This window comes from Gammaproteobacteria bacterium (genome assembly GCA_024235095.1).
Classification (GTDB): Bacteria; Pseudomonadota; Gammaproteobacteria; order Competibacterales; family Competibacteraceae; genus UBA2383.
Genome location: JACKNC010000001.1, coordinates 47,512 through 72,235 on the forward strand (window position 1 = coordinate 47,512; position 24,724 = coordinate 72,235).

General features: G+C 56.9%; 20 protein-coding genes. 6 read left to right on the top strand and 14 right to left on the bottom strand.

Features of this window, described 5'->3' with window-relative positions:
* Window positions 1-21: 21 nt before the first annotated feature.
* Together H6973_00170 and H6973_00175 are read right to left on the bottom strand one after the other, a co-directional pair.
* Window positions 22-1,020, bottom strand: coding sequence for a threonine-phosphate decarboxylase (locus H6973_00170; GenBank protein MCP5124085.1), 999 nt, complete (start codon window positions 1,018-1,020; stop codon window positions 22-24).
* The gene (locus tag H6973_00175) at window positions 1,013-1,936 is read right to left on the bottom strand and encodes a cobalamin biosynthesis protein (GenBank protein ID MCP5124086.1); all 924 of its coding nucleotides are present in this window, start codon (window positions 1,934-1,936) and stop codon (window positions 1,013-1,015) included. The genes H6973_00170 and H6973_00175 overlap by 8 nt, the downstream gene beginning before the upstream one ends.
* Window positions 1,937-2,092: 156 nt before the next feature.
* Between H6973_00175 and H6973_00180 the strand changes: the two genes are divergently transcribed.
* A complete protein-coding gene (locus H6973_00180; GenBank protein ID MCP5124087.1) occupies window positions 2,093-3,559 on the top strand; it encodes a cobyric acid synthase in 1,467 nt (488 codons plus the stop codon).
* Window positions 3,556-3,924 carry a CidA/LrgA family protein gene (locus H6973_00185; protein ID MCP5124088.1) on the top strand — a complete coding sequence of 123 codons (369 nt, stop codon included), beginning with the start codon at window positions 3,556-3,558 and terminating at the stop codon, window positions 3,922-3,924. The genes H6973_00180 and H6973_00185 overlap by 4 nt, the downstream gene beginning before the upstream one ends.
* A 34-nt stretch (window positions 3,925-3,958) precedes the next feature.
* Here H6973_00185 and H6973_00190 read toward each other — a convergent pair whose 3' ends face one another.
* Window positions 3,959-4,180, bottom strand: coding sequence for an AbrB/MazE/SpoVT family DNA-binding domain-containing protein (locus tag H6973_00190; GenBank protein MCP5124089.1), 222 nt, complete (start codon window positions 4,178-4,180; stop codon window positions 3,959-3,961).
* A 151-nt stretch (window positions 4,181-4,331) separates the two neighbouring features.
* Entirely contained in the window at window positions 4,332-5,156 is an 825-nt protein-coding gene (locus H6973_00195) for a PEP-CTERM sorting domain-containing protein (protein MCP5124090.1), read from the bottom strand.
* Window positions 5,157-6,196: 1,040 nt separating this feature from the next.
* On the opposite strand from H6973_00195, the gene H6973_00200 reads away from it, so the two are divergent.
* Both H6973_00200 and cobO read left to right on the top strand, forming a co-directional pair.
* Window positions 6,197-6,916: an LrgB family protein gene (locus tag H6973_00200; protein ID MCP5124091.1), complete on the top strand. Its 720-nt coding sequence runs from the start codon at window positions 6,197-6,199 to the stop codon at window positions 6,914-6,916.
* Between the two features lie 18 nt (window positions 6,917-6,934).
* Window positions 6,935-7,537 carry a cob(I)yrinic acid a,c-diamide adenosyltransferase gene (gene cobO / locus H6973_00205; protein MCP5124092.1) on the top strand — a complete coding sequence of 201 codons (603 nt, stop codon included), beginning with the start codon at window positions 6,935-6,937 and terminating at the stop codon, window positions 7,535-7,537.
* Between the two features lie 181 nt (window positions 7,538-7,718).
* On the opposite strand, the gene relA is transcribed toward cobO, so the two are convergent.
* Window positions 7,719-9,863, bottom strand: a complete 2,145-nt coding sequence (relA, locus tag H6973_00210; GenBank protein ID MCP5124093.1) for a GTP diphosphokinase — start codon at window positions 9,861-9,863, stop codon at window positions 7,719-7,721.
* A 177-nt stretch (window positions 9,864-10,040) separates the two neighbouring features.
* Entirely contained in the window at window positions 10,041-10,436 is a 396-nt protein-coding gene (locus tag H6973_00215) for a hypothetical protein (GenBank protein MCP5124094.1), read from the bottom strand.
* 363 nt (window positions 10,437-10,799) lie between these two features.
* Between H6973_00215 and glgB the strand changes: the two genes are divergently transcribed.
* On the top strand, window positions 10,800-13,148 hold the full coding sequence (gene glgB / locus H6973_00220) for a 1,4-alpha-glucan branching protein GlgB (GenBank protein ID MCP5124095.1): 2,349 nt from the start codon (window positions 10,800-10,802) through the stop codon (window positions 13,146-13,148).
* Between the two features lie 63 nt (window positions 13,149-13,211).
* Complete coding sequence (locus H6973_00225; GenBank protein ID MCP5124096.1) at window positions 13,212-15,671, top strand: hypothetical protein; 2,460 nt, start codon at window positions 13,212-13,214, stop codon at window positions 15,669-15,671.
* Here H6973_00225 and H6973_00230 read toward each other — a convergent pair.
* The 8 genes from H6973_00230 to H6973_00265 all read right to left on the bottom strand — a co-directional run bounded on the left by H6973_00230 (window position 15,629) and on the right by H6973_00265 (window position 24,716).
* A complete protein-coding gene (locus H6973_00230; protein MCP5124097.1) occupies window positions 15,629-16,489 on the bottom strand; it encodes a hydrolase 1, exosortase A system-associated in 861 nt (286 codons plus the stop codon). The genes H6973_00225 and H6973_00230 overlap by 43 nt on opposite strands.
* Window positions 16,486-17,292 (bottom strand): hydrolase 2, exosortase A system-associated, encoded by an 807-nt coding sequence (locus H6973_00235; GenBank protein ID MCP5124098.1) that lies wholly within the window; start codon window positions 17,290-17,292, stop codon window positions 16,486-16,488. The genes H6973_00230 and H6973_00235 overlap by 4 nt, the downstream gene beginning before the upstream one ends.
* Window positions 17,293-17,301: 9 nt before the next feature.
* Window positions 17,302-17,559 carry an acyl carrier protein gene (locus H6973_00240; protein ID MCP5124099.1) on the bottom strand — a complete coding sequence of 86 codons (258 nt, stop codon included), beginning with the start codon at window positions 17,557-17,559 and terminating at the stop codon, window positions 17,302-17,304.
* A 122-nt stretch (window positions 17,560-17,681) separates the two neighbouring features.
* A complete protein-coding gene (tssH, locus tag H6973_00245) occupies window positions 17,682-20,390 on the bottom strand; it encodes a type VI secretion system ATPase TssH (GenBank protein ID MCP5124100.1) in 2,709 nt (902 codons plus the stop codon).
* Window positions 20,391-20,461: 71 nt separating this feature from the next.
* A complete protein-coding gene (gene tssG, locus H6973_00250) occupies window positions 20,462-21,499 on the bottom strand; it encodes a type VI secretion system baseplate subunit TssG (protein MCP5124101.1) in 1,038 nt (345 codons plus the stop codon).
* Window positions 21,463-23,340, bottom strand: coding sequence for a type VI secretion system baseplate subunit TssF (gene tssF, locus H6973_00255; protein MCP5124102.1), 1,878 nt, complete (start codon window positions 23,338-23,340; stop codon window positions 21,463-21,465). Before tssF ends, tssG begins: the two co-directional genes overlap by 37 nt.
* Complete coding sequence (gene tssE / locus H6973_00260) at window positions 23,340-23,858, bottom strand: type VI secretion system baseplate subunit TssE (protein ID MCP5124103.1); 519 nt, start codon at window positions 23,856-23,858, stop codon at window positions 23,340-23,342. Before tssE ends, tssF begins: the two co-directional genes overlap by 1 nt.
* Window positions 23,859-23,879: 21 nt before the next feature.
* Entirely contained in the window at window positions 23,880-24,716 is an 837-nt protein-coding gene (locus H6973_00265; GenBank protein ID MCP5124104.1) for a virulence protein SciE type, read from the bottom strand.
* Window positions 24,717-24,724 lie beyond the last annotated feature (8 nt).

Below are 24,724 nucleotides of genomic sequence, written 5' to 3' on the forward strand. Positions count from 1 at the left end.
AAGCACAGTGTTGCCCGGCGGCTATTGAGTCAATCGTTCCGCTCGAACTCCGGTCAAAGCCCCTTCCAACCGCCGCCAAGCCGGTTCATTGCCCGGCAAACCAAAGCGCAGTCCCGGCGGATTGGTAAAACGCCGCACCAGAATCCCGCGCCGGGCCAGGGCCTCCTGCCAAAATTCCGCTTCCGGCAAGGGAATCCACTGAAACAGGGCGGTCCCGCCGGCTACAGGCAAGCGCTGCCGCTTGAGCAATTCCGCTAGGCGCGTTCCCAAAAGGGGCAATTGACTTCGCATTTCCTCCTGCCAACGCCGGTCGCTCAACGCCTGCGTGGCTACCCAACGAGCCGGGGCGCTGACGGTCCAGGGGCCAAGCGCATCTTGCAAGCGCTCCCGCACCGCCGATTCCGCCAGGACAAAGCCCACTCGCGCCCCGGCCAGGCCGAAAAATTTGCCCAAGGAGCGCAGAATGATCAATCCGGGCAAGCCAACATAACCGGTTAAACTGTCGTCCGGCGTAGCATCCATGAACGCTTCGTCCACCACCAGCCAGCCGCCGCGCTGCGCCAGCCGTTCCCGCCAACGCAACAAAACTTCCGGCGCAAAACGCAGGCCCGTGGGATTGTTGGGATTCACCACCACCACCGCATCCAGGCGATCCACCGCCGTTTCCAGCTCCGTAACGGTCAGCGTTTCAATCGCATGGCCAGCTCGTCGCCAGGCGTGGGCATGTTCGGCGTAGCTGGGATGCAGGATTCCTATTCGACCCGGTTCCCGCAACAATGGCAAGGCTTGAATCGCCGCTTGCGAACCGGCGACCGGTAATAGATGGGGCGTACCGTAATAGGCTGCCGCCGCTGCTTCCAGACCATCTTCCCGCTCGGGCAGACGCTGCCAGGCGATCGCGGGAACCGGGGGAACCGGCCAACCCTGGGGATGAATGCCGGTGGACACGTCCAGCCAGTCACTGAGAGGAATCCCGTAACGCGCCGCTGCCGCTCGCAATGCGCCGCCATGTTCAAGCAAAGATCAATCCCCCCAGGGCAATCACCCCTAACCACAGCCATAACGCCCGCCGCACCAGCTGCACGGCGCGACCGATGTCTTCCGTGCAGGGAGCCAGCCCTTCGCCCAGCACCGGGCGCGACTGCCATTCGCCGCCATAACGCGCCAATCCGCCGAGCGCCAAGCCCAGCGCGCCTGCGCCTGCCGCCATCACCGAACCGGCATTGGGGCTTTTCCAGCCTGGCGCCTGGTCGCGCCAGCAACGCCAGGCTACCCGCGGATGATCGCCCACCGCTATATAACCGAGCGCGGTCAACCGGGCCGGCGCCCAGTTCAGGACATCATCCAGCCGCGCCGCCGCCCAGCCGAAATGCAGGTAACGCGACGTGCGATAGCCCCACATCGCATCCAGGGTATTAGCCAACCGGTACAGTACGACGCCTGGAGCGCCAGCCAGCACGAACCAGAACAGCGCGCCAAAGAGGGCGTCGCAACCATTTTCCAATACGGACTCCACAGTGGCGCGACTGATTTGTTCCTCGTCCAGATCGTCGGTATCGCGACTGACGATCATCGCCACCTTCTCTTGCGCCAGCGGTAAATCGTCGGCATCCAGCGCCGCCGCCACCGCCTCGGCATGTTCCGCCAGACTGCGCGCGCCGATCGCCAGGTAAAGCGCCCCCAGAGCCACACTCCAGCCCAGCATGGGAATCCAGGTCAGCAATCCAGCGACGACCGTGAAGGGCATCAGTAACATAATGACGGCAGTGACGCCACGCGCCCGCCGGATTTGAGCGTTCAACTCCAAAGGACCGTAGAGTCCTGTTTCAATGCGGCGCGCCAGCTTGCCAAAGCCCACCAGCGGATGCCAGCGGCGTGGTTCGCCCCACTGCCGGTCGAGCAGCACCGCGCCCAAGCATAGTAAGGCGGTTAGCAGCATAGGATTACCTTTCATAATGTAGGAGTCCGCTTGCTGTGCGGAATCCCCCCGCCCCTCTTTTTCAAAAGGGAGGGATGAATGCTTACGTTTTTATATCGCTTCCAAAGCTATTTAGTGTAGCCAAAGACCGACGATTTCCGCCAAAATTCAGTCATGAAAACGCAGACTCTGATGATTCAAGGCACGACCTCCGACGCTGGCAAAAGCGTCATGGTCGCGGGACTGTGCCGCTTATTGGCGCGGCGCGGCGTGCGCGTAGCTCCCTTTAAACCCCAGAACATGGCGCTGAACAGCGCGGTTACCGTGGACGGCGGCGAAATTGGCCGCGCCCAGGCGGTGCAGGCGCAGGCTGCTTTTCTGGAGCCGCATACGGACATGAATCCCGTCCTGCTCAAACCGAATACCGACATCGGCGCGCAGGTCATCGTTCACGGTCGGGCGCTGACCAACATGGACGCCCGGTGCTATCACGATTACAAACCGGTCGCCATGCAGGCGGTGCTGGCGTCCTATCAGCGACTTTGCGCCACTTACGACGTGGTGCTGGTCGAAGGCGCTGGCAGTCCGGCGGAGATCAACCTGCGCGACAAGGACATTGCCAACATGGGTTTCGCCGAGGCCGTCGACTGCCCGGTCTGGCTGGTCGGCGACATCGACCGGGGCGGCGTGTTCGCGCATCTTTACGGTACGCTAGCTCTGCTCGCGCCGAGTGAGCGCGAACGGATTACCGGGCTGATCATTAACCGGTTTCGGGGCGATGTCAGCCTGCTGACGCCGGGACTGGATTGGCTGACTCGGGAAACAGGCAAACCGGTGCTGGGCGTGTTGCCCTATCTGCAAGGTCTGCACCTGGAAGCTGAGGATGCCTTGCCCCACGATTTCGGCTTGGTCAAGGATGCCGAACGCCTGCGGGTTGCGGTCCCGGTGCTGGCGCGCATCAGTAACCATACCGATCTTGACCCCTTGCGTCTGCATCCCCAGGTCGAGGTGCGCTGGGTGCGCTCTGGTGAAGCCATGCCACTGAGCGACCTGATCATTCTGCCTGGCAGCAAGAGTACTCGCAGCGATCTTCAGCGGTTACGGGAACAGGACTGGGATGTTGCGATTTACCGTCATCTGCGCTATGGCGGTAAACTGATCGGCATTTGCGGAGGGTTTCAAATGCTGGGTCAAATCGTTCATGATCCCGCTGGATTGGAAGGTGAGCCGGGTAGCAGTCCGGGACTGGGATTGCTGGATTTTGAAACGACGCTGGAACCGGAGAAGCAGTTGCATCGGGTTACGGGTCGCTTGTTAATGGAGGATGCCGAGGTGACCGGCTACGAAATTCATGCCGGAGTCAGTCGCGGACCGGCGCTGGAGCAACCGGCACTGGTGTTGAACGATGGACGGCGAGATGGCGCAAAGTCCGACGATGGACAAATTCTCGGCGCGTACCTGCATGGACTGTTCGACGCCGCCCCAGCCCGCGACGCCTTATTGCGCTGGGCGGGGCTGGCGGTGCGGGAGACGCCGGATTACCGCGAATTACGCGAGCAAGGCATTAACCGCCTGGCGGACGCCATCGCTGAACATCTGGATTTACGTCTGTTGGATCATTTTGGGAATGGAAGATTATGATCGGCGCGCTGGCAGTGCTACTGGCCTTTCAACTGGTCGGCGAAGTAGCCGTACAGGTGAGCGGCCTGCCGGCGCCGGGGCCGGTGGTGGGCATGGTGTTGCTGTTTCTGGCGCTGCGCTGGCGCAAGGCGTTACCCGAGGCGCTGCGTACAACGGCGGAAACCCTGTTGTCGCATCTTTCGTTGCTGTTTATTCCCGCTGGAGTGGGCGTTATTCAGTACGGCACATTATTAGCGGATGAATGGCTGGCACTGGTGGCGGCGATGGTGCTAGGTACGCTGATCACAGTAGCAGTCACGGCGCTGGTCATGCAGGGGGTGATGTGGATTCAGCACCGTGCGGGCCGGGGCCAAAATTCCCCCTAACTCTCTTCTGCCAAAGGGGATTACTACCGTTGCTTCACTTGGCCGGGTCAAAGTCCACCGGGATAGCGGTTCGCCGACTCTTGAGCATTCCATAACCGCTGGCGCGATCTTCTCGTGGAGTATTTCTAACGCGCATTTCGATATGATCGCCGACCAGCGAGAACTCAATCCGGCTGCCCTGCCGAATGCCGAGCTGTTGCCGAACCGACTTGGGAATGGTCACCTGACCTTTGCGGGTCACAGAGCATAATTCCATAAGCGCCTCCGAAAGCAATGTTTGCGAAGACTAACAGCAGACGATGACCGGGTTCAATCAGCAAAGTTACCCGTGGGGCGAGGCAAGATGTGGACTTTGTAGAAGGAAAACTCGTAAGGCAGATCAGGCGCGCCTGACCCGCCTTACCTCGCTAACCTGCCCTACGCGCTACTCCGCTTCTTGATCTCTTAGATGCAAGGACAGCTATACCAATACCAAAAAGAACCAGGGTAGCCGGTTCTGGCACAGAGAGAACTCCTGTATATAAGGCGGTAACTTCTGAAGACGACAGTGCATGATCATAGATATAAAGATCATCGATAACGCCTGAAAAATCATACAGATTATTATAGTAGTATCTGCCGATAGATAATGGCTCGCCGGTTTGATTGACGGTTCCGGTGAGTGTGTTCACATCTTGTAAGATGCCGTCCAAATACAAATAAGCTTTGCCTACGCTTTCGTCGATTACGTAAGCGGTATGATGCCATTCGTTATTACTGATGGGGTTTACCGACAAAACATTATGGTAAAGTGCTGCTGTATCCGATCGCCCACTTAATTGCTTGCTACTTTTTTGGATTTCTAAGGAGTAAGCCATATGAGGCATAGGATCATAGTTGCCCTTATATGCGATTACCACGCCTCCTCCGGAATCGAATAATCCGGTGAATCTGAACCAAGCTGAAATCGTTAAAGTTGGCGGAGCTAGTTCATTGTCAGTGTCGAACACATAAATGCCGTCGTTGTTTCCGTCAAAGCTGTAAGCACTATTGCTGTTGCCAAATCTATCAGCAGTTAACGTGGCTCCACTTACCACGCCATGGTTTCCGTTTCCACTTGAATCGTTTGCATTTCCGCTAAACTCGTATGCTGCAATAAGGCCCGTTGTGATAATTGGTGTTGCCTCAGCCAAGTGAACTGATACGAACAACAAGACTCCTGCTTCCAGGACAGTTACAAGCTTTTTCAACATGACACTTACCCCGATTTGACGTTAAGAGGCGTTTTTGTACAGCCTCTAAGGTTATATCCAGCAGGCATAGCCCGCCGAACATGTGATATAGTCTCGCTAGCAGTGATCCCTACATTCCAAGGGATGTATTTTTTAATAATTTATAAAAATCAATTATATGACGAATATTTTAGTGAATTTCTCTATTAGCAGGACAATAGTACGCAGCCTAACAAGTGATTACCCGGTTCCACCTATTCTGTGCCATGGCCAGGTATGCGGAACTGAAACTGTTGCCTCTCCAACATATTGCTCTTCCTCTGAGCCCTCAATTTCTCTCCTTAAATTGTGGATTACAATGATTAATGCAAAAAAAAACCAACTTATATTTATTATATAAATCATAAAGTTATAAATTAATAAAATTGAAGCTGTAAAAAATTCCGACACTCATACAGATTTCCAGTTGTGCCTTGATCATCGTACAAAACTATATTATTGAAAATAAATAAATTTAATTTAAAACTTAGCTATTTAATTGTTATTTATGATTGACAATTTCGCGGATTTTCGACTGAGGAACAGACAAGTGAACTACCTCATTTGCAACACTGAAAACGATAAATTTGTAAATAAAAATAGACTATTGATATATTAAACAAAGTTCAAATAGATCAAAAAATAACCAAATTCCTATTTAATCAGTCGGTTATTCTGTAAAAAATTCCGACACCCCCGCAACTCTCCAAGCCTACCGCCTGCCGCCGAAAACCACCGCTTTTCAACCATAACTCAATGCAATAAAAACAAAAATTGATCAAGTTTGGAAAAATCCCGGTATCAAGCCCGTGTAAAAAAAGTCGACGGTCAAGGTCGTTCGCAAAAAGGATCTCTTACTCTGCCTGGCTCCCACACTCCAGCGTTGTTGACCCGGAAGAAACGCGGCTTCCTTGCAACCACCCTTGCAAAGTTCAGCAGAGACTTAATTTTGGAATGAGCTGAACGGGATGCTACCCAAAATTCAAAATGACAACATTTTGAATAACCATTAGAATGTTTTCATGCTGAACGATATTTGGGTGTATCTTGCGGCCTCGCCATTGCTGTGGCTGACTGTGACTCTGCTGGTCTATCTGGCTGGACACTGGCTGTTCCGCCGTAGCGGCGGGCGGGCTATTTTTAATCCGGTCGCCTTGGCTATCGCGCTGCTGGCGCTGATTCTGCTGCTGACAGGCACTCCCTACGCGACCTATTTCAAGGGCGCACAGTTTATTCACTTCCTGCTCGGTCCCGCCACCGTGGCGCTGGCCATCCCGCTTTACCTGCACTGGGAGCGAGTGCGGCAATTGTTTCTCCCGATCCTGGCCGGCCTGCTCACTGGTTCGCTGACCGGCATTCTGTCCGCCATTGGCCTAGCCTGGCTATTGGGCGGCTCGCCGCGCACCCTCTTGTCGCTGGCGCCCAAGTCGGTGACGACTCCGGTAGCGATGGGTATTGCTGAAAAAATCGGCGGGCTGCCATCGCTGACCGCGGTGATCGTGATTCTGACCGGCGTGGTCGGGGCTGTCGCCGCTCCCGCGCTATTGCACAGCCTGCGCATCCGGGATGACGCCGTCAAAGGAATGGCGATTGGGGTGGCGGCGCATGGCATCGGCACGGCGCGCGCGTTGCAAATCAGCAGTCTAGCGGGCGCGTTCGCTGGCCTGGCGATTGGTTTGAATGCGTTGTTGACCACGTTGCTGGCCCCGTTGATCGTGCGCTTGCTGCATTTGACGCCTTGAATGCTTTAGGAATGATTCATGTCCACCGCCTCTTCCGACCACGCCCGCCTGACCGCCCGACGCAAAGCCGGTTATGAACGCAAACAAGCCCATGCAACCGTTGAGAAAGGGCTGCTGATCGTCTACACCGGTCCTGGTAAAGGCAAAACTACAGCAGCGTTTGGCATGGCGTTGCGCGCCATCGGCCACGGGATGACCGTGGGGATCGTGCAGTTCATTAAGGGTCGTCAGGACAGCGCGGAACGGGCGGCGCTCAGCCATTTTGAAAATGTTGATTTTCAAGTGATTGGCGATGGATTCACCTGGCTGACTCAAGATCGGGAGCGGGACATGGCCACGGCGGAACGGGCCTGGGCGGAAGCCAAACGCATGATCCAGGAGGCGCGCTACAAACTGGTCATTCTCGACGAACTGAATCCAGTATTGCATTACGGTTATCTCGATGCAGAACGAGTGCTGACCTTGTTCGCCTGTCGACGCCCAGAACTGCATCTGGTGGTGACTGGACGTAATGCGCCGCCTGCGCTGGTTGAACAAGCCGATCTGGTCAGCTCTATCCACAGCGTCAAGCATCCCTATCGGGAACAAGGGGTGAAAGCGCAGCGCGGGATCGAGTTCTAATACCCATTCCCACTATGTTCAATGACATTACCAGCAGAGTCTCCCCCCTTTGAAAAAGGGGGGCCGGGGGGGATTTCGACAGACAGCGTCGATCCACGGTGTTTAAATCCCCCCTCACCCCCCTTTGCTAAAGGGGGGGAATCCAGAATTCAAAACCTATCGAGAAACGGTATAATCAGCTTCAGCTCTTCCGATAGGCTTCCATCACATTGCGCAACTGGCTGATCTTGTCCAGCACCCGACTGAGTTGCAGCACATCCGTGATTTCCAGGGTGAGTCCCATTCGAGCAATCGAAGTCTCCCGGTCAGTCAGCGTATTGGCGCCCAGCACATTGACCTGCTCATTGGCTAGAATCGAGGTAATGTCCCGCAATAGACCCGAGCGGTCGTGGGCAATGATCATGATATCCACTGGATAGGTGGTCGGCGTCTCGCCCCAACCCACGTCAATCACCCGCTCGCCATGTCGATTAGCCAAGGCCAGCAGGTTGGCGCAATCCTGTCGGTGAATGGTCACGCCGCGTCCCTGAGTGATGTAACCAGCAATCGGTTCAAACGGAGCCGGTTGGCAGCAATGGGCAATCTGCGTCAGTAACTGCCCAACGCCGCGAATCTGCACATCATTTTTACCCGGCTCAGCCGTTTTCGGCTTGCGGACCACCGGCAGACTATCCTCGGCGGGCGGCGCTTGCGGTAGTAAATCCTGAATTTTGGACACCACTTGACCGGTGGTCAGCGCGCCATGACCAACAGTGGCGAATAACTCGTCAGGCTTGGCGAATCCAAGCCGCTCGGCGACTTTTTCCAGTTTGAGATGGCGAACGCCCAGTCGCTGAAATTCCCGTTCCAGAACCGTGCGGCCCGCGATAATGCTCTTGTCCTGATCCTGCTGAATAAACCATTGCCGGATTTTGGCGCGCGCCCGATTGCTCTTGACATAGCCTAAGTGGGGACTGAGCCAGTCACGGCTAGGCCCACCGGTCTTGGTGGTCAGCACATCCACCTGCTCGCCGGTCTTGAGTTCGTAGGTTAATGGCACAATCCGGCCATTGACCTTGGCGCCCCGGCAACGATGCCCAACCTCGGTGTGGACGTGATAGGCAAAATCCAGCGGAGTCGCCCCTTGCGGCAACTCGACAATCGCGCCTTTGGGGGTAATAGCGTACACCCGGTCTTGAAACGCCTCGGCCTTGAACCGCTCCAGCAAGTCGCCTTCGTCAGTATCTTCTTCACGATATTCCAGCATTTGCCGCAGCCAGGCAATTTGCTGAGCCGCCGCTTCGCCCGGACCCCCGCCGCCTTCCTTGTAGCGCCAGTGCGCAGCAATACCCAGTTCAGCATTGCTGTGCATATCGAAGGTGCGAATCTGGACTTCCAGATTTCGGCCTTCCGGTCCTACCACCGCAGTATGCAGCGATTGGTAACCGTTCGGCTTGGGATGGGCGATATAGTCATCGAATTCCTGATGGATATGATTCCAGTGTGCATGAACGACACCGAGCGCCGCGTAACAATCATTGACAGTGTCGACCAGCACCCGCACTGCGCGCACGTCAAAAACCTGCTCGAAGGACAGTTTCTTGCGCTGCATCTTGCGCCAGATACTGTAGATGTGCTTGACCCGTCCGCTGACTTCGGCATGGAGGCGAGCATCCCGCAAATAGCCGCGCAATTCCTCCATAACCTGGGCAATATACTGTTCCCGGTCTGCGCGGCGCTGCTCAAGCGCGGTGGCTAGTTGCTTATAAGTCGTGGGTTCCAGATAACGGAGCGCCAGATCTTCCATTTCCCACTTGATGCGGCCAATGCCAAGCCGATTGGCCAACGGTGAAAAGACGTCCAGCGTCTCCCGGGCAATGCGTTGCTGCTCTTCCAGCGTCAACCGACCGAGTTGCCGGAGGTTGTGGAGTTGCATCGCCAGCCGGATCAGGACTACGCGCAGATCCTGAGCCATCGCCAACAGCATTTTGCGCAGGCTTTCCAGCTGACGGCCAACATGCTGGCTACTCTGGTGCAGTTCGCCAATTGCGTCGAGCTTGATCACGCCATCGACCAAATGCGCAATGGTTTCTCCGAACTGTTCTCGTAAATCCGCCAACGTCAGTGGTCCAGCAACCACAGCTGGGTGCAGTAAGGCGGCGGCGGCGGCTTCGTAGTCCATACCCAGGTCGGTCAGGAGATCGGCAACCGCCAACTCCGGTTCACCCCCCAGTCCGTAGGCGCGCCGCACGATTTCAATCTGTGCGGGCATCCATTGGACGCTGAGCGTATTCAACCACGTATCGAAATCCGCGCCGGCGAGCGCGGTCTGTCTGGAAGCGACCATGTTGCATCCCCAGAAAGCGGCCCGAAGTGGGCATAACGCCCAGACCGGCAAGCCGGCGGGGCGAACGACGGGGGTTGGAAGCGGATCGAGGGTCAAACGATGATGCCGGTCTCTCGCCCCTGTGTGGATGAGTGGGAGACCGGCCTGTTCGAAGCCTCTGGCAAATCGAGCGTGCGTCTAATTATTCTTGGCGCCCTGATCGACCCATTTGCGCAGGAGAGCAAGTTGTTCTTCTGGCAATTTCACTTTGCCATGCGGCATTTGGATAGAAGGGTCAACGCCGGGCCGACCTTCGGCCAACCGGTTCAGACTACTGTTGAGACTCTGGCCGGGAATGATAACCGGCCCCATTTTAGTGCCTTTCATCAGCTCCTCGTAGGTGCCCACCGCCAGACCGCTCTTCTGGTAGCCCTCGCCATCAGGCGCAGTATGGCATTCCGCGCAGCTGGTCTTCAGAATGGGCAATACATCCTTCTGAAAGCTGACCGGCTTCTCCGGTTTTTCCACCGAGCAGCCCGCCAGCGTCCCCAGCCCTAGTATTAACGCGGATACAAGCAGTTTATGAGAGTTCATGGATCGTCCTTTGGATAAGTTTTAGACGGGTTTGGATGATACGATGCTCATCTTATCAGACTCCGGGCGCGCGTGGATGCCTTGACGAGGGGAATCGATTATGCGTTTGGTAGTCTGCAGTTGATATGACTTCCTCCGGGTTCTCGTACGATATAATCCCTACAAGAAATCATCCTTAGAGTAATCGGCGTTATACTTACCTGAACGATTGGCGCGCCTGGCGCAGGATGCCTGATCGCAGACGCTCGCTGACTTTCCAAGCTCAGGCAATGCCGTGATGCTTGCTTACAACTTTGCCATCAGGCGCTGCGGTCCAAAGCATCAACCGCTGCCAGGCATGGCCTCCACCGTCAACATAACAGGATGAACAACGTGACGAGTCCAAAGCTTAACCCCGAATTACAACGTATCGTTGAAGCCCGCCATCATGATCCCTTTGCTGTGTTGGGCCGCCATCCCCAGGACAAAAAGGTCGTGGTGCGCGCCCATTTGCCTTATGCCAAGGAAGTCCATATCGCTGAGGGCAACCTGCCGATGGAGCGTGTCCCTAACACCGACCTGTTTGAATGGCAGGGCAAGGTCGACCAGGTGCCGGAGCGTTATCGGCTGATTTGGCGCGATGGGGATCACCACGAGCATATTTCCTACGACCCCTACTGTTTCCCGCCGCAACTACCTGATTTCGATCTGTACCTGTTCGGCGAGGGCAAGCATTGGCATTCCTACCGTTTCCTGGGCGCGCACCCGCATGAAGCCGATGGGGTCGCTGGCGTCCTGTTTGCCGTCTGGGCGCCGAATGCGGAGCGGGTTAGTGTGGTGGGCAGCTTCAATCGCTGGGATGGACGCATTCATCCGATGCGGGTGCGCGGTGGCAGTGGCGTCTGGGAATTGTTTATCCCCAATCTCTGTCCCGGCGACCTGTACAAGTTCGAAATCCGCAACCGCCACAGCGGTGCGGTGCTCTTGAAGTCTGATCCCTATGGTCAGCATTTTGAACTGCGGCCCAGCACTGCCACGATTGTCGCCAAACCCAATAGTTATGCCTGGCGTGACGACGAATGGTTAAACAAGCGCAAGCAGGCGGACTGGCTGCACGCGCCGATGTCTATTTACGAGGTTCATCTGGGTTCATGGCGGCGCGGCTGGGAAGGCGAATTCATGAACTACCGGGATCTGGCTCATCAACTGGTCGAATATGTCAAGGACTTGGGTTTCAGCCACATTGAATTGCTGCCGATTACCGAACATCCTTATGATGCGTCCTGGGGTTATCAAACCACCGGTTATTATGCGCCCACCAGCCGGTTTGGCACGCCGGATGATTTCCGTTATTTCATTGATTACTGCCATCAACACGATGTAGGCGTTATCCTCGACTGGGTTCCAGCCCACTTCCCCAAGGACGCCCACGGTCTGGCCCGTTTCGACGGCGAACCGCTCTACGAACATGCCGACCCGCGCAAGGGCGAGCACCTCGACTGGTCGACGCTGATTTTTAACTTTGGCCGCTACGAGGTGAAGAACTTCCTGCTTTCAAGCGCCTTGTACTGGGTCGAGGAATTCCATCTGGATGGGCTGCGAGTCGATGCGGTCGCGTCCATGCTGTACCTGGACTACTCACGCAAGGAAGGCGAATGGATCCCCAACAAGTATGGTGGCCGCGAGAATCTGGAAGCGATCGACTTTATGCGGGAACTGAACACGGTCGTGCATAGTGAGCATCCCGGCGCGATGGTGATCGCCGAGGAATCGACCTCCTGGCCGCAGGTCACCCGCCCGACCTATCTGGGCGGGTTGGGTTTCAGCATGAAATGGAATATGGGCTGGATGAACGACACCCTGCGCTATATGGCGCAAAATCCCATTCATCGCAAATATCATCACGACCTGCTGACCTTCAGCATGTTGTACTGTTTCACCGAGAATTTCATGCTGCCGTTCTCGCATGACGAGGTGGTGCATGGCAAAGGCTCAATGACTAACAAGATGCCAGGCGACGAGTGGCAACGTTTTGCCAATCTGCGGTTGCTTTATCTCTACATGTTCACTCACCCCGGCAAGAAGCTGTTGTTTATGGGTACCGAATTCGGTCAGGGCACTGAATGGAACAGCGCAGTCACGCTGGACTGGTATGTGCTCCAGTACGACTTCCACAAGGGTATGCAATTACTGGTCAAGGATCTAAACCGGCTCTATCATAGCGAACAGGCATTGCATCACTATGAATTTGAATGGCAGGGTTTCGACTGGGTTGACTGCCATGATGCCGAACAGTCAATTTTGAGCTACTTGCGCAAGAAGGACGATGATTTTCTGGTGGTCGTCGTCAATTTCACGCCGGTGCCGCGCCACGGCTATCGAATCGGGGTGCCGCGCACCGGGCGTTATACGGAAGTTTTCAACTCCGATTCGCATTATTACGCTGGGAGCGGCGTAGGTAATGGCGGGGTGGATCTGATCGCCGAAGAGCAGCCCTGGATGGACCGACCCTATTCGATCTCGGTCACTGTACCGCCGCTGGGTGGGATCGTCCTGCGTCCCGAGGAGCCGCCGCTGAAACCGTTGGCGGTCGTAGCCGAGGTTGCGGATGACGCAACAGTTGCGGATGAAGCCTTGGCATCGGAGGCGCTGGTCCCGACGATCAACGCCTCGCCAACAGCGGCGGTCGCCACGCCGGAGTCGGTTGAAGAAGAATTGGCGCAACCCGAGTAGGATGATTGAGCGTTTGTGACCACTGGCGATCGCGATCGCCAGTGGTCGTGGTGTTTCATCGTAATGAACAGGCTAGACTTGACCGATGTTGTGCTCAAAAGGCTTCATATCACTCTACTAATCGTCGCGGTATGGGCCGTGATGCTCCCCATGGGGCTGGTGGCGTGGCGCTATCCGTTAGGGGGGAACGGACTATTATCGATTCTGGCCGGATACGCTTTCATCCTCTGGTATTGGCCAGCCGGCTGGTTGGCGATTTTGCCCTTTGTTTTGCTGGCGGTCGATCTGACTCCCTGGACCGGCTGGCTGCTCTGTGATGAAGCCGATATGGTTCTCGCTATCACTGTGGCGATCGGCTATTCGCGGCTTGCATGGACTCCACCGATTCACCGGCTTACGCCTGTCGCTGCACCGCTGTTGCTACTGTTTTTAGCGGCTTTCCTCGTCAGTCTGATTCGCGGTTTGTGGCCGCTGCCTGTTCCAGATTTTAATGCGCTAACGGATTACACTAATTCCTACAATGGGTTGCGGATTGCCAAGGGGACACTTTGGGCGCTGCTGCTCTTGCCGCTGTTGCGCCGAACACTGGCGGAGAATCATGCACAGCGTTATCTGCTGTCCGGCTTACTGATAGCCTTGACAGGGGTCAGCACCGTGGTCTTCTGGGAACGCCTGACATTTACCGGTTTGCTGGATTTTTCCAGCGACTACCGGGCGACTGGCCCCTTCTCTGCGATGCATACCGGAGGCGCGACTCTGGATGGATCACTCGCTCTGTTGACGCCATTCGCCATACTATGGCTTTTGCAAGCAAGACAATTGAACCATGCCATTTTGGCTGTGATTATCGTCGGCCTCAGCGTTTACGCGATCACAGCGACTTTTTCACGGGGGCTTTATCTGGGGTTTGGGATTTCTGTGGCTATCATCAGTGTGAGTGCGCTTCGCGGTCGGCGTGATTCCCGCAAGCCCTTATGGCAATCTTTATTGCTACTATCACTGTTATGCCTGATCGCCGGTCTGCTCTTTCAGGTTTTCGCAACCGGTGGTTACCGCACGCTGGCTGCAACTCTGGCGTTGTTGATCAGCGCCTTGTTCGTCGGTAGCCTGTCACGTGCGCTATTGCCTGGGGGGTCGCACCTTGCTATAGGCTTTGTCGCCTGTCTGACCGGCCAGTGGCTACTCTGGCAGTGGTTGGCCAAAGGCGCTTATTGGGCCTTCGGGTTGGCGGCGATGATCTGGATTGCCGGAATTCTTATCTTTGGCGGCAAGCATCGGCCGGTTGGCGTCATGCTGGGGATGGTTGGCTTTACCGGAATGGTGGTGGGGACAGGATTGGTCGCGTGGCGCTGGGGAGGCAAACCGGCTCTAATCAGCACCCTGCCGGCTATGGGCCTGGCCTTGGGTCTGGTGATCCTGAATTTTCGTTTTCGCGTCTGGCGTTGGGAGCGATCGACTGTGCTGGGCGCGGGTCTGACGGCAATGATCCTGGGCATCAGCATCCCTGTAACGGGAAATTACTATATGGAACAACGTTTTTCTCAGGCCGAGCATGATTGGGAAACCCGTTTGCAACACTGGCGGGCGGTTCTGTTCATGATGAATGCCGATTGGGCTACTGATTTGTGGGGCATGGGCATTGGCAAGTTTCCAGCAACTTATTTCTGGCGCAATCCCGCTGATGAATTTCCAGGTAATCTCCAATACGAAACTGAAAACAACAATACCTTCCTGCGGATCAGTGGCGCCCGTTATCCGCGTGGCTATGGCGAACCGTTGCGCATTGGTCAGCGGGTAGCGCCGCAACTCTATACACTTTATACGCTGTCTCTGGACGCGCGCGCTCCGGAAAAACCGGCGATAGTTAATATAGCGCTCTGTCAAAAATGGCTGCTTTATCCTTTCGGTTGCAGCGGGCGTTCGCTGAAGATTGAAAATCGCGACTGGCAACATTTCGAGATAACGTTGAATACATTAGGGTTTGCTGGAGATGTCTGGGGATCGCGCCGCACTGCCCAATTAATATTGAGTAACTCTACCGGCGGCGCTCTGTTGGATGTCGATAATATTCAACTGAACGACCCTATCTCTGGCGCTGAATTGCTTGCGAATGGCAATTTCTCCCACGGCGGCGACCGCTGGTTTTTCACCAGTGACCGCCACCATTTGCCTTGGCATGCCAAGAATTTGTGGCTAAATATACTCTTCGATCAGGGTTGGATCGGAGTAGTGCTGTTCGGACTGCTAACCTTACTAGGATTGGGGCGGGCTTTTCTTGAATTCGAACATCGTGACAATTCCCTGGCGTTAGCCTTGCTTGCATCGCTGTCGGGTTTTCTCACTGTAGGACTGTTTAACAGCTTGCTGGATGTGCCGCGGTTGACCCTGATGTACTATTTGCTGCTCTTTACCACATTATTGGAACCGTTCCCTTTGGTTAAAACCGGCCAGCCTGTCCACGCTCATCGGCCCACGGCGAATCACCACGTCCCCAGCCACTCCCGCGTCCAGGCTGCAACCTGATCCCGCCATTCGCGACAAGAGAAGGTATGATTCGCCTCGGCGTATTCGCGCACCGTAACCCGTGGCTGCGCCAGCAAGCGCCGCCAGGTTCGCGCTGTCCTGGTCATATCCCGGAATTCGGCGGCGGTTAGATCATCGCCGCTGAGAATCAGCAGAATCGGACCGTGGAAGCGACGCCAGCCGTCGGCCATACGCTCGGGCAAGGGTCTCTGTTCCGGATGGGCCGCGACCGCCTTGCCTGAGTCGACTGGCCGAGCTTGTCCAAGCAGCGTCCACAGCGAGCGCCAAGCCGCGCTGAACGCAAAATCGCCGCGCCGGATCTTGCGCCACAGATCAGGACTGATCAACCGGCTCAGGTAATAGTGGCGGAGGTAGGCGCGCGCCTGTCCCGCCTCGGTGCGCGCCCAAGGATTCAGCAGCACGAGTCCAGAAACGCGCGGGTCGCGCCAGGCATAGAACAACGCCGCGGAGGCCGCGTCGCACAGCCCCCAGATGACGATTTCCCGCAATTGGGGAAGCTGCTGAGAAAAGGCGTCCAGCGCCGCGTGAATATCGGCATCGATATTTTCAAAACCGGTAAACTCGCCTCCACCGTCACCCATACCGCGATAGTCAAAACGCAACACCGGAACGCCGGCTTGAGCTAAGCTCCGCGCCAGCAAGATGAACTGGCGGTGACTGCCAACGCGATACTGCGGTCCGCCAACGACCACCAACACCCCTCGGGTCGCATCCGGCGCGCCGGTATGCAAAATACCTGGCAGTTCCGTGTCTTCACAAGGGAAAACCAGCGCAGTTTCCGCGAAAGCGGGGTTCATGGCGTGTGATCCAGCAAGGCGGTTAACGTCGCCTCCAGAAGAGCCGGGGCTTCGGCAATTTCCTGGGTCGCCCAGAAAGCATCACCAATCACAGGTTGGGGGTGAACCGCGACTCCTGCGGTGCGCCACGTTTCCACCACGCGCTGACTGGCCGGAGACAATGTCGCGTCTATTGTTCCGGCTACCTCGAACCAGTCGACGCAAACCTGGGCGGGCGGCGTAACGGGGCAAGCCTGCTCAAGGGCTGAGGCCAGTTCCGGATGCAGTTCGTAACCGGCAACTTCCAGCGATTGTCCCGCCGCCAGCTTTTCCTGCAGCTGGCCCATGCTGTCGCCGCCGCCCTTGAAGCGATCAGCGGTCAGCCGCAAACGCAGGAACTGATGGAGGAAGCGTTGACCGGATAACACCGGTTGCCAAAGCAGCAGGCGCGCCGCCGCAATGGGTGCGACTCGGTCCATAGCCAGCAACCCACCTAAGCGCAAACCCCAGAGCATCAGATGTTCGTGACCACGTTGACGCAGCCAGTCTGCACAGCGCCCAAGATCATCCTGCCAGATCGCCCAGCGCGCATCGGCGAAATCACCAGCGCTGTCGCCCGTACCATACAGATCGGGGATCAGCACCCCCCACCCGGCGGCGGCCATGCGCTGCGCTTGCAAGGTCGCCATACGTCGCGCTTTGTTCATTTCCTCCGCGAACGGAGGCACATACAGCACTCCGCCGCATTCCCTGCATCCCGTACTCGGCGGATGGTAAACTGCGAACAGCGCACCCTGGCTGCTAGCCAGAAAAAACGGCTCGATCACTGGAATTCAGGTTCCCGTCATCACTTTATCCCGGATAAACGCATGAACTGTTCCCACTGTTTCAAAGGTTTCGGCGCTAATTTCGTCATCCGCGACCATAATGTCGAAGCGTTCCTCGACCGCGTTGATCAAGGTCACCACCGCCATGGAGTCGAATTCCGGGATGCTGCCCAGCAAGGGAGTGTCCGGGGTGAATTTCTGAATCCGATCACCCAGTTGCAATATTTCGCCAATTAATCGCCGCACCTCATCGAACTCGACCATCAATATCCTCTCCTGGGACAAATACTAAGGGATCAACCGCCCCTGGAAGCCAGGCAAGAACGTTCCAGGATTGGGAAGCAAGATAACGTTGACAGCGGCAAGAATCCAGCCTGTTGGCGCTTTTACTCAAATGCGTAAGCAAATTCGCCGTCCTGCACCCGCACCTGGACCCGCGCCACCGGTTGGCCGGCCATAATCCGCTTGAGGAATTCCTCACTGATCGCCGGCAGCACGGTATTGGTCAAAATGGCGTCGACCATGCGCCCGCCGCTTTCCAGTTCGGTGCAACGACTGACGATAAGCTTGACCACCTCGTCGTCATAGACAAAGGGAACCTTGTGGTTTTCCAGAATCCGTTTCTCAATCCGGCCCAGTTGCAGGCGGACGATATCGCCGATCATGGCGTCATTGAGCGGATAGTAGGGAATCGTCACCAACCGGCCTAGCAGCGCGGGCGGAAACACTTTCAGCAATGGCTCGCGCAGGGCTTTACTGAGTCCCTCAGCATCTGGCAACAACTCTGGATCCTTGCACATATTGGCAATCAGATCAGTACCGACGTTGGTAGTCAGCAAAATCAGGGTATTTTTGAAGTCGATGAACCGCCCTTCGCCATCCTCCATCCAGCCCTTATCGAAGACCTGGAAAAAGATTTCATGCACGTCATGATGCGCTTTTTCGACCTCGTCCAGCAACACCACACTATAGGGACGCCGCCGCACTGCCTCGGTTAACACACCGCCCTCGCCATAACCGACATAGCCGGGAGGCGCGCCCTTTAGAGTGGAAACGGTATGCGCTTCCTGAAATTCGCTCATGTTAATGGTGATAACGTTCTGCTCACCGCCATACAGAGACTCGGCCAAGGCTAACGCCGTTTCGGTCTTGCCCACCCCGGACGGGCCGGCCAGCATGAAGACGCCAATGGGTTTGTTGGGATTGTCCAGCGCGGCGCGGGAGGTTTGAATGCGCCGGGCGATCATGTCCAGGGCATGACGCTGGCCGATAATGCGGCGATTCAGCAGGTCAGCCAGCTTCAGCACGGTTTCAATTTCGTTCTTCACCATGCGCCCGACCGGAATGCCAGTCCAATCGGCGACCACCGAGGCTACGGCCTGGGCGTCGACGTCAGGCAGGATTAACGGTTTTTCGCCCTGCAATTCGTGCAGTTTGGCTTGCAGATCCTTCATCTCCGCTAGGCGAGCGGTTCGTTCCACATTCGGTTCCAGAGTCGGTTCCGCTGGCGGTTCTTTTGCAGTATCCGCTTCGATCGCGCCGCCAACGCCGCGCAGTTTGGCGCGCAATTCCAGAATCTGGGCGACCAGTCCTTTTTCTTCCTCCCAGCGGGCTTCTAGTTCGCCTAATCGTGTTTGTTCGACCTGCAATTTTTCCTGGGCATCCGCCTGACGTTGCGCGGTGTCGACACCCACCGCAGTTTCACGGTCAATGATTTCCAACTCGGTATTCAGCGCCTCGATATGACGGCGGCAATCCTCCACTTCCGCCGGTACCGCGTGCAAACTGATCGCTACCCGGGCGCTGGCCGTATCCAACAGACTGACCGCCTTGTCCGGCAACTGCCGAGCCGGAATATAGCGGTGCGACAGCTTGACCGCCGCCTCCAGCGCCTCATCGAGAATTTGCACCCGATGGTGCTGTTCCATGGTCGAGGCCATGCCCCGCATCATCAGCACGGTCTTTTCCTCAGTCGGTTCGCCGACTTGCACGACCTGGAAGCGCCGGGTCAGCGCCGGGTCTTTTTCGATATGCTTCTTGTATTCGGCCCAGGTGGTGGCGGCGATGGTGCGCAACTTGCCCCGCGCCAAGGCCGGCTTAAGCAGGTTCGCCGCATCGCCGGTACCTGCTGCGCCACCGGCGCCGATGAGGGTGTGCGCCTCGTCGATGAATAAAATGATCGGCTTGGGCGAGGATTGCACCTCGTCAATCACCTGCCGCAAGCGGTTCTCGAATTCGCCCTTCATGCTGGCGCCCGCCTGCAACAGACCGACATCCAGCACCCGCAGGGTCACATCCTGCAAGGGCGGCGGCACATCTCCGGCAGCGATTCGCTGGGCAAAGCCTTCCACAACCGCCGTTTTGCCCACCCCGGCCTCGCCGGTCAGGATCGGATTGTTTTGCCGACGACGCATGAGAATATCGACGATCTGACGAATTTCCTCGTCGCGCCCGACAATCGGATCGAGTTCCCCGGTGCGCGCCCGTTCGGTCAGATCGACGGAAAAGCGTTGCAAGGCTTCCTGCTTGCCCATTTGCGCAGGCGCTATAGCCTCGCTGGCCTCGCCCGGCGCCGCGCCGCCGCCCACCTGGGAGCCGTCCGTGGCGCGCAGCCCACTTTCCGGCGAGGCGGCGATGATATCGCCGAAGCGTTCAATCAGTTCGTCGAGCTTGATCTTGTCGAACTCGCGGGAAATCGCCAGCAGGGCGTTGCGCAGATCCGGCGTTTTCAACATTCCCACGATGAGATGACCGGTGCGCACCTGAGCATCCTTGAACATCAGGGTGGCGTACACCCAGCCCTCCTTGACCGCGGCGTCGACATGGGAGGATAGGTCGGAAATCGATGTCGCGCCGCGCGGCAGGCGGTCGAGCGCATCGGTAAAATCCTTGGCCACGCGGGATGGGTTCAAGCTGAAATGCTGAATGATGCGATGCAGATCCGAATCCTGCAATTGCAGCACCTGATGCAGCCAATGCACCAACTCTACATAGGGGTTGCCCCGCAGTTTGCAAAATACGGTAGCGCTTTCAATGGCTTTATAACCCAGACTGTTCAGTTTCCCGAACAGCGCGACGCGACTAATTTCAGCCATGGATTCGGACTCCTTTGCATGAGATTAAAGGTTAAAGGTTAAAGGTTAAAGATCTCTTTAGCCGTTATCCTTTAGCTTTCTGTACAGTAGGTTACAGCATCGAGCTTTAAGTCGTCGGCGTCGCGCGCCAGAGGCTGGCTGGTCAACCAGGTGGTCCAACCCAGTTGCGACTGCTCGCCCAGTTTGAGCGGCGGCACTTCTTCTTTCCTGAGCACCAGATTGACATCCCATAACAGTTCATCGCCGATGTAGTTGCGCACCCAGGCAACCAGGCGACGCAAGCTGTCGCTGCCAGGCAGGAAGCGTTGAAATTCCGTTAATCCCATCGGCCCGATCACAATGCGAAACTTGTATTGGCGATCCCAGATCCGTTCGCCGATCACCGCGGTCATACCCAACAATCCAGTCGCGGGGGTTTCTCCAAGCCGACATTGGCTGGCTGGGGAGAGCGGCAACCAGTGGCCAACAAAGGTTTCAATACCCACCGGCAGATGGAAAAAATCCGCCAGAATCGCTTCCAGTCCCTCGGCATTGCGGGTCTGACAAGCCAGGCGTCCAGCGTAATGAAACTTGGCTAGATCCGGCGCGGCGTCCCGATTCCACAAGGAGGGCATGCCCAGCCCGAAGGCTGCGCCGATATACACATCGAAACGATTGGTTTCTGGCCGGTCAAAATTGACGGTAGGTTGCGCGTCCGCCCAGGCCCGGTAAAACAGGCTGATTATTCGATGGTGAAAAATGTCGGCGAAACGGGAAAAAGTGAGATCGCTATAACCTCGTTTGCGCTCGTAGGCGTATTCGGTCAGATGCAGGGGCAATGGACCTTGCGGTCCGAACAAACCGAGAAAATATTCGGCCAGACGCGGTGGACGCTGTTCGTCGCCAGGGTCGAACGATGCCAGGGTGGATGGCGCGAACGCCATCGAGGGTTCCTGCGTTAACCGCACCGGATCGTCACGCAGGCGCATGGCCTTGCCCAGCCGTGGCTGCTCCCGATAGCGGCATTCCAGTCGCCGCAGCGCCTGGAAGAAATGAAAGGCATAGGGCTTGCGCTGCAAGGCCTCGAATAAATCTACAGCGTATGCTGACGTCCGATCCGGGCTGGCCATCGAATGATCTCACCCCGCTCGGTCGAGCGAACGACCGTTTCAGTGAACGAGTTGATAGAAGCGTATTTAGCGAAGAACCGTTCCAGCACCGCGCCTAACAGAAAAGCGCCCGCGCCCTCGAAAGCGGCTTCGTCCAGATACACAGTCACCTCCTGGCCTCGGGCGAAGGCGATTGGCCCCGGCGCCAACGCCCGGCGGGTGATCGGTTTCGCTTGTACCGAAACTACACCGTCGATCTGCCTTTGCACCGTCGCTTCCGCCAGATCGCCATACAACGCTAGCAATTCGCGCAGCGCCGCCGCTCCTTGCCGTTCGTCAGTGTCAGTGATCGACAGGTAATTCAAACTCAAATGGCTGATCAAGCGCCAAGCGGTGTCGCCGTGGGCGCGGGAAAAGCGCGGCAACGAGGGACCGGTCACACAACGCACGGCTTTCACCGGGGCGCCAGAACTCAGGGTAAAATCGGTTTCGCCCCGTCCGATCGGCATATGTAATGGTAAATCGCGATTGGTGCAGAGCGTCGAGACCGCGAGTTGTTGCAGATTGCCGCGATAGGGCACCTCGTCAGCGTCGACCAGCGCCAGATAGATTTCGCTGCCGATATAACTAGAGCGCGGCCCGACTCTTCGCTGGTGGCTGGACAGCAGCCGGGGCAGGCGATGCACGGTATAGAAAGAACGCTGGCTGCGCTGATTGAGCCGGTCATAGTGCGCATAAAACGGCAGAAATTCCTGCTCCTCGCCCTCGGCGCCAATACCGGTAACACCTTTAACTTGATAAACCTCGAAGTCCATTGGACGGGTGCGATCGGGGATCACATGATACTCGGCAACCTGAGGACCCAAATGGATGCGGTCAGCGCGTTTGGGAAAGAGATTAACCGCCGGGGCGCAGAACAGCACAAAATTCTCTGCCGCCACCCGGTTTTCCAGGGCTGAATCGGCGCGATTCAGCAGAATCAGAATTTCCAGCTCCTCGCCCGTACACCGACGCACGGATGAACCCAGCCCGCTCAGCTCCACGAACAGATAGCGCTGCGGAAAGGCGAAATATTCCTGCAACAGGCGATAACCTTGAAACGAGGGCGGCGCGTAGGGCAACAGCGCCTGATCTTGCTCGAAGCCCAGGCGATGAATAGCTGGGCCGGGAATCACTTCGTGCCAGGGGGCGGGCCGCTGGCCGGGCCGCGCCACCAGCGTCACCACATTTGCCAGCAATTGTTCATACAGATGCATGGGCAACGCATCACTGCCTTGCAAATACAGAGATAACCGTTCCAGGGGCAGTTTGCTGAACAGCAGGCCAGGCTGGGTCGTGCGCAAGCGCAGACGAACGCCCGCCCGAATTTTGTGCGCTTGGGGCAAATCCAGCGCGGCGACAGGTTCCTTGCCGGCGAAGTAGTGCGCCTCGGTAATCTCCAGCGGCCATAAAGTCACCGGGTGCGCCGTGCGATATTCGCAGGAGGTTTGTTCGCCTTTCCCTAACAGACTGCGCAGTTCAGCATCCCGGGGAATCACAAAACCCTGTTCCAGCGCCCCCTCGGTAGGGTCTGGCAGAAAACGCGCGATGGCCATGGAAGGCGTCGGCGCCAGATAATGCGGATAGAGAACCTCCAGTAAATGCTGGGTGAACTGGGGAAACTCGGCGTCCATCTTGAGCTGCACCCGCGCCGCCAGGAAACTGAAACCCTCCAGCAGGCGTTCTACATATGGGTCGGCGCATTCAAAACCTTCCAACCCCAAGCGTCCGGCGATTTTCGGGAACTCGCGGGCAAATTCGCCCCCCAGTTCACGTACAAATTGCAGCTCTCGGTTGTAGTATTGAAGCAGGCGGGGGTCCATCAGCGCACCCTCGACTTGCGGGTTTCCTCTTCGACTTTCACCTGACCGCTTTCCAGGTCAATCTCGGTTTTCAAATACAATTGTTGCGGCAAAGGCTGTCCCCATAGTTCGCCTTCAATTTCAAAGGTCAGAGCGTTATGACTCATCTGCGCGGCGGTCAGGTTCGCCCGGACGCGCAAAGTGCCCCGCAAAATGCGCGGCTCGAAATCGATCACCGACTGCCGCAGCAAATTTTCCAGCATGTTCAGATCAAGAATGCGCACCGTCATGCCCGCCAGCGGCGGGATGCCAAAGTTGAGCACGGAACTGGCGGCTAGAGGATAGCGCTCCATTTGTTCAGGACTGAACGGACGCCCGGCGTTGAACAGCCAGGCCAGATCGCGCAGCACGCACTCCCGCAACCGGCTCATGGACAAGACCCGCTTTTCGCGGGATTCCTGCAGCTGATCAGGCTCCTCATCGGTCAACCGATCGAGCAACGAAGGCTGCAAGCGTTCCTGGGGCGTGAGTTCAGCCACGGGAGCGGGGGGAAATCATCATCACGCGGGGGATTCCGCTGGAGGAACATCCACCGCCGGTTCAGCAGCGGCATCGCCCAGCCGCAACAGGCGGGCGTCCAGCAACGGATATTCTCCTTCGTCTGTCGCCAGCATGCGCTGTCCCAGGCCGATATACACGTCTTCCGCCTGTTCGATCCATTCGGTCTTGTGGCTCAGTTGCAAGGTAGGATCAGGACTGGCTTGTGAACCGGGATAGCGCGCGGGAATCAGGCCAACCGTCTCGCCGCCATTGCTCCAGGTGAAGAGGGCAGGCATCCAGACTAAATCGCGTAAATCAGCAGGCGCTTCCAGCTTGATGCTGCCGATCCGGTGAAAGGGAATCCAGAAATAACGACCGTTGACAATCGCCTCCAGCACCGGCCCCATTCGGCTATCGGCATCGGCGATCCAGGTAAACGGTTGGTTATCAATCATGCCTGCAGTAGCCGGCGCATCCTTGAAAGCCTGTTCCCGAACTGGCGCTGCTTGTTCATGATGACCTTCGGCGGTGAGGCGCAGCGCTTCCAGCAGCAACGCGACCCACGGTTCCGGATCGCCGAAAATCAATGGCGACCGCCGTCCGGCAAAGACATCCGCGCGCAGCATTTCGCAACGCAACGCTTCGCGGTAAGTCTGCACCATCGGCAGACTGCCGGCGTCCATTTCTTCCAGCACATTCAACTGAGTCAGCGCCCGTTCCCACTGTCCCAGGATCGACAACAGTTGGAATAGAAAAATCCGGTGCTTGGGATTGGCGGGTTCCCGGCGCACCTGATCCTGTACGTTGGTTAGAACCGGTTGCAGACTGCGTTCCGCCAACAATTCACCCAATAGCATCAGCATTC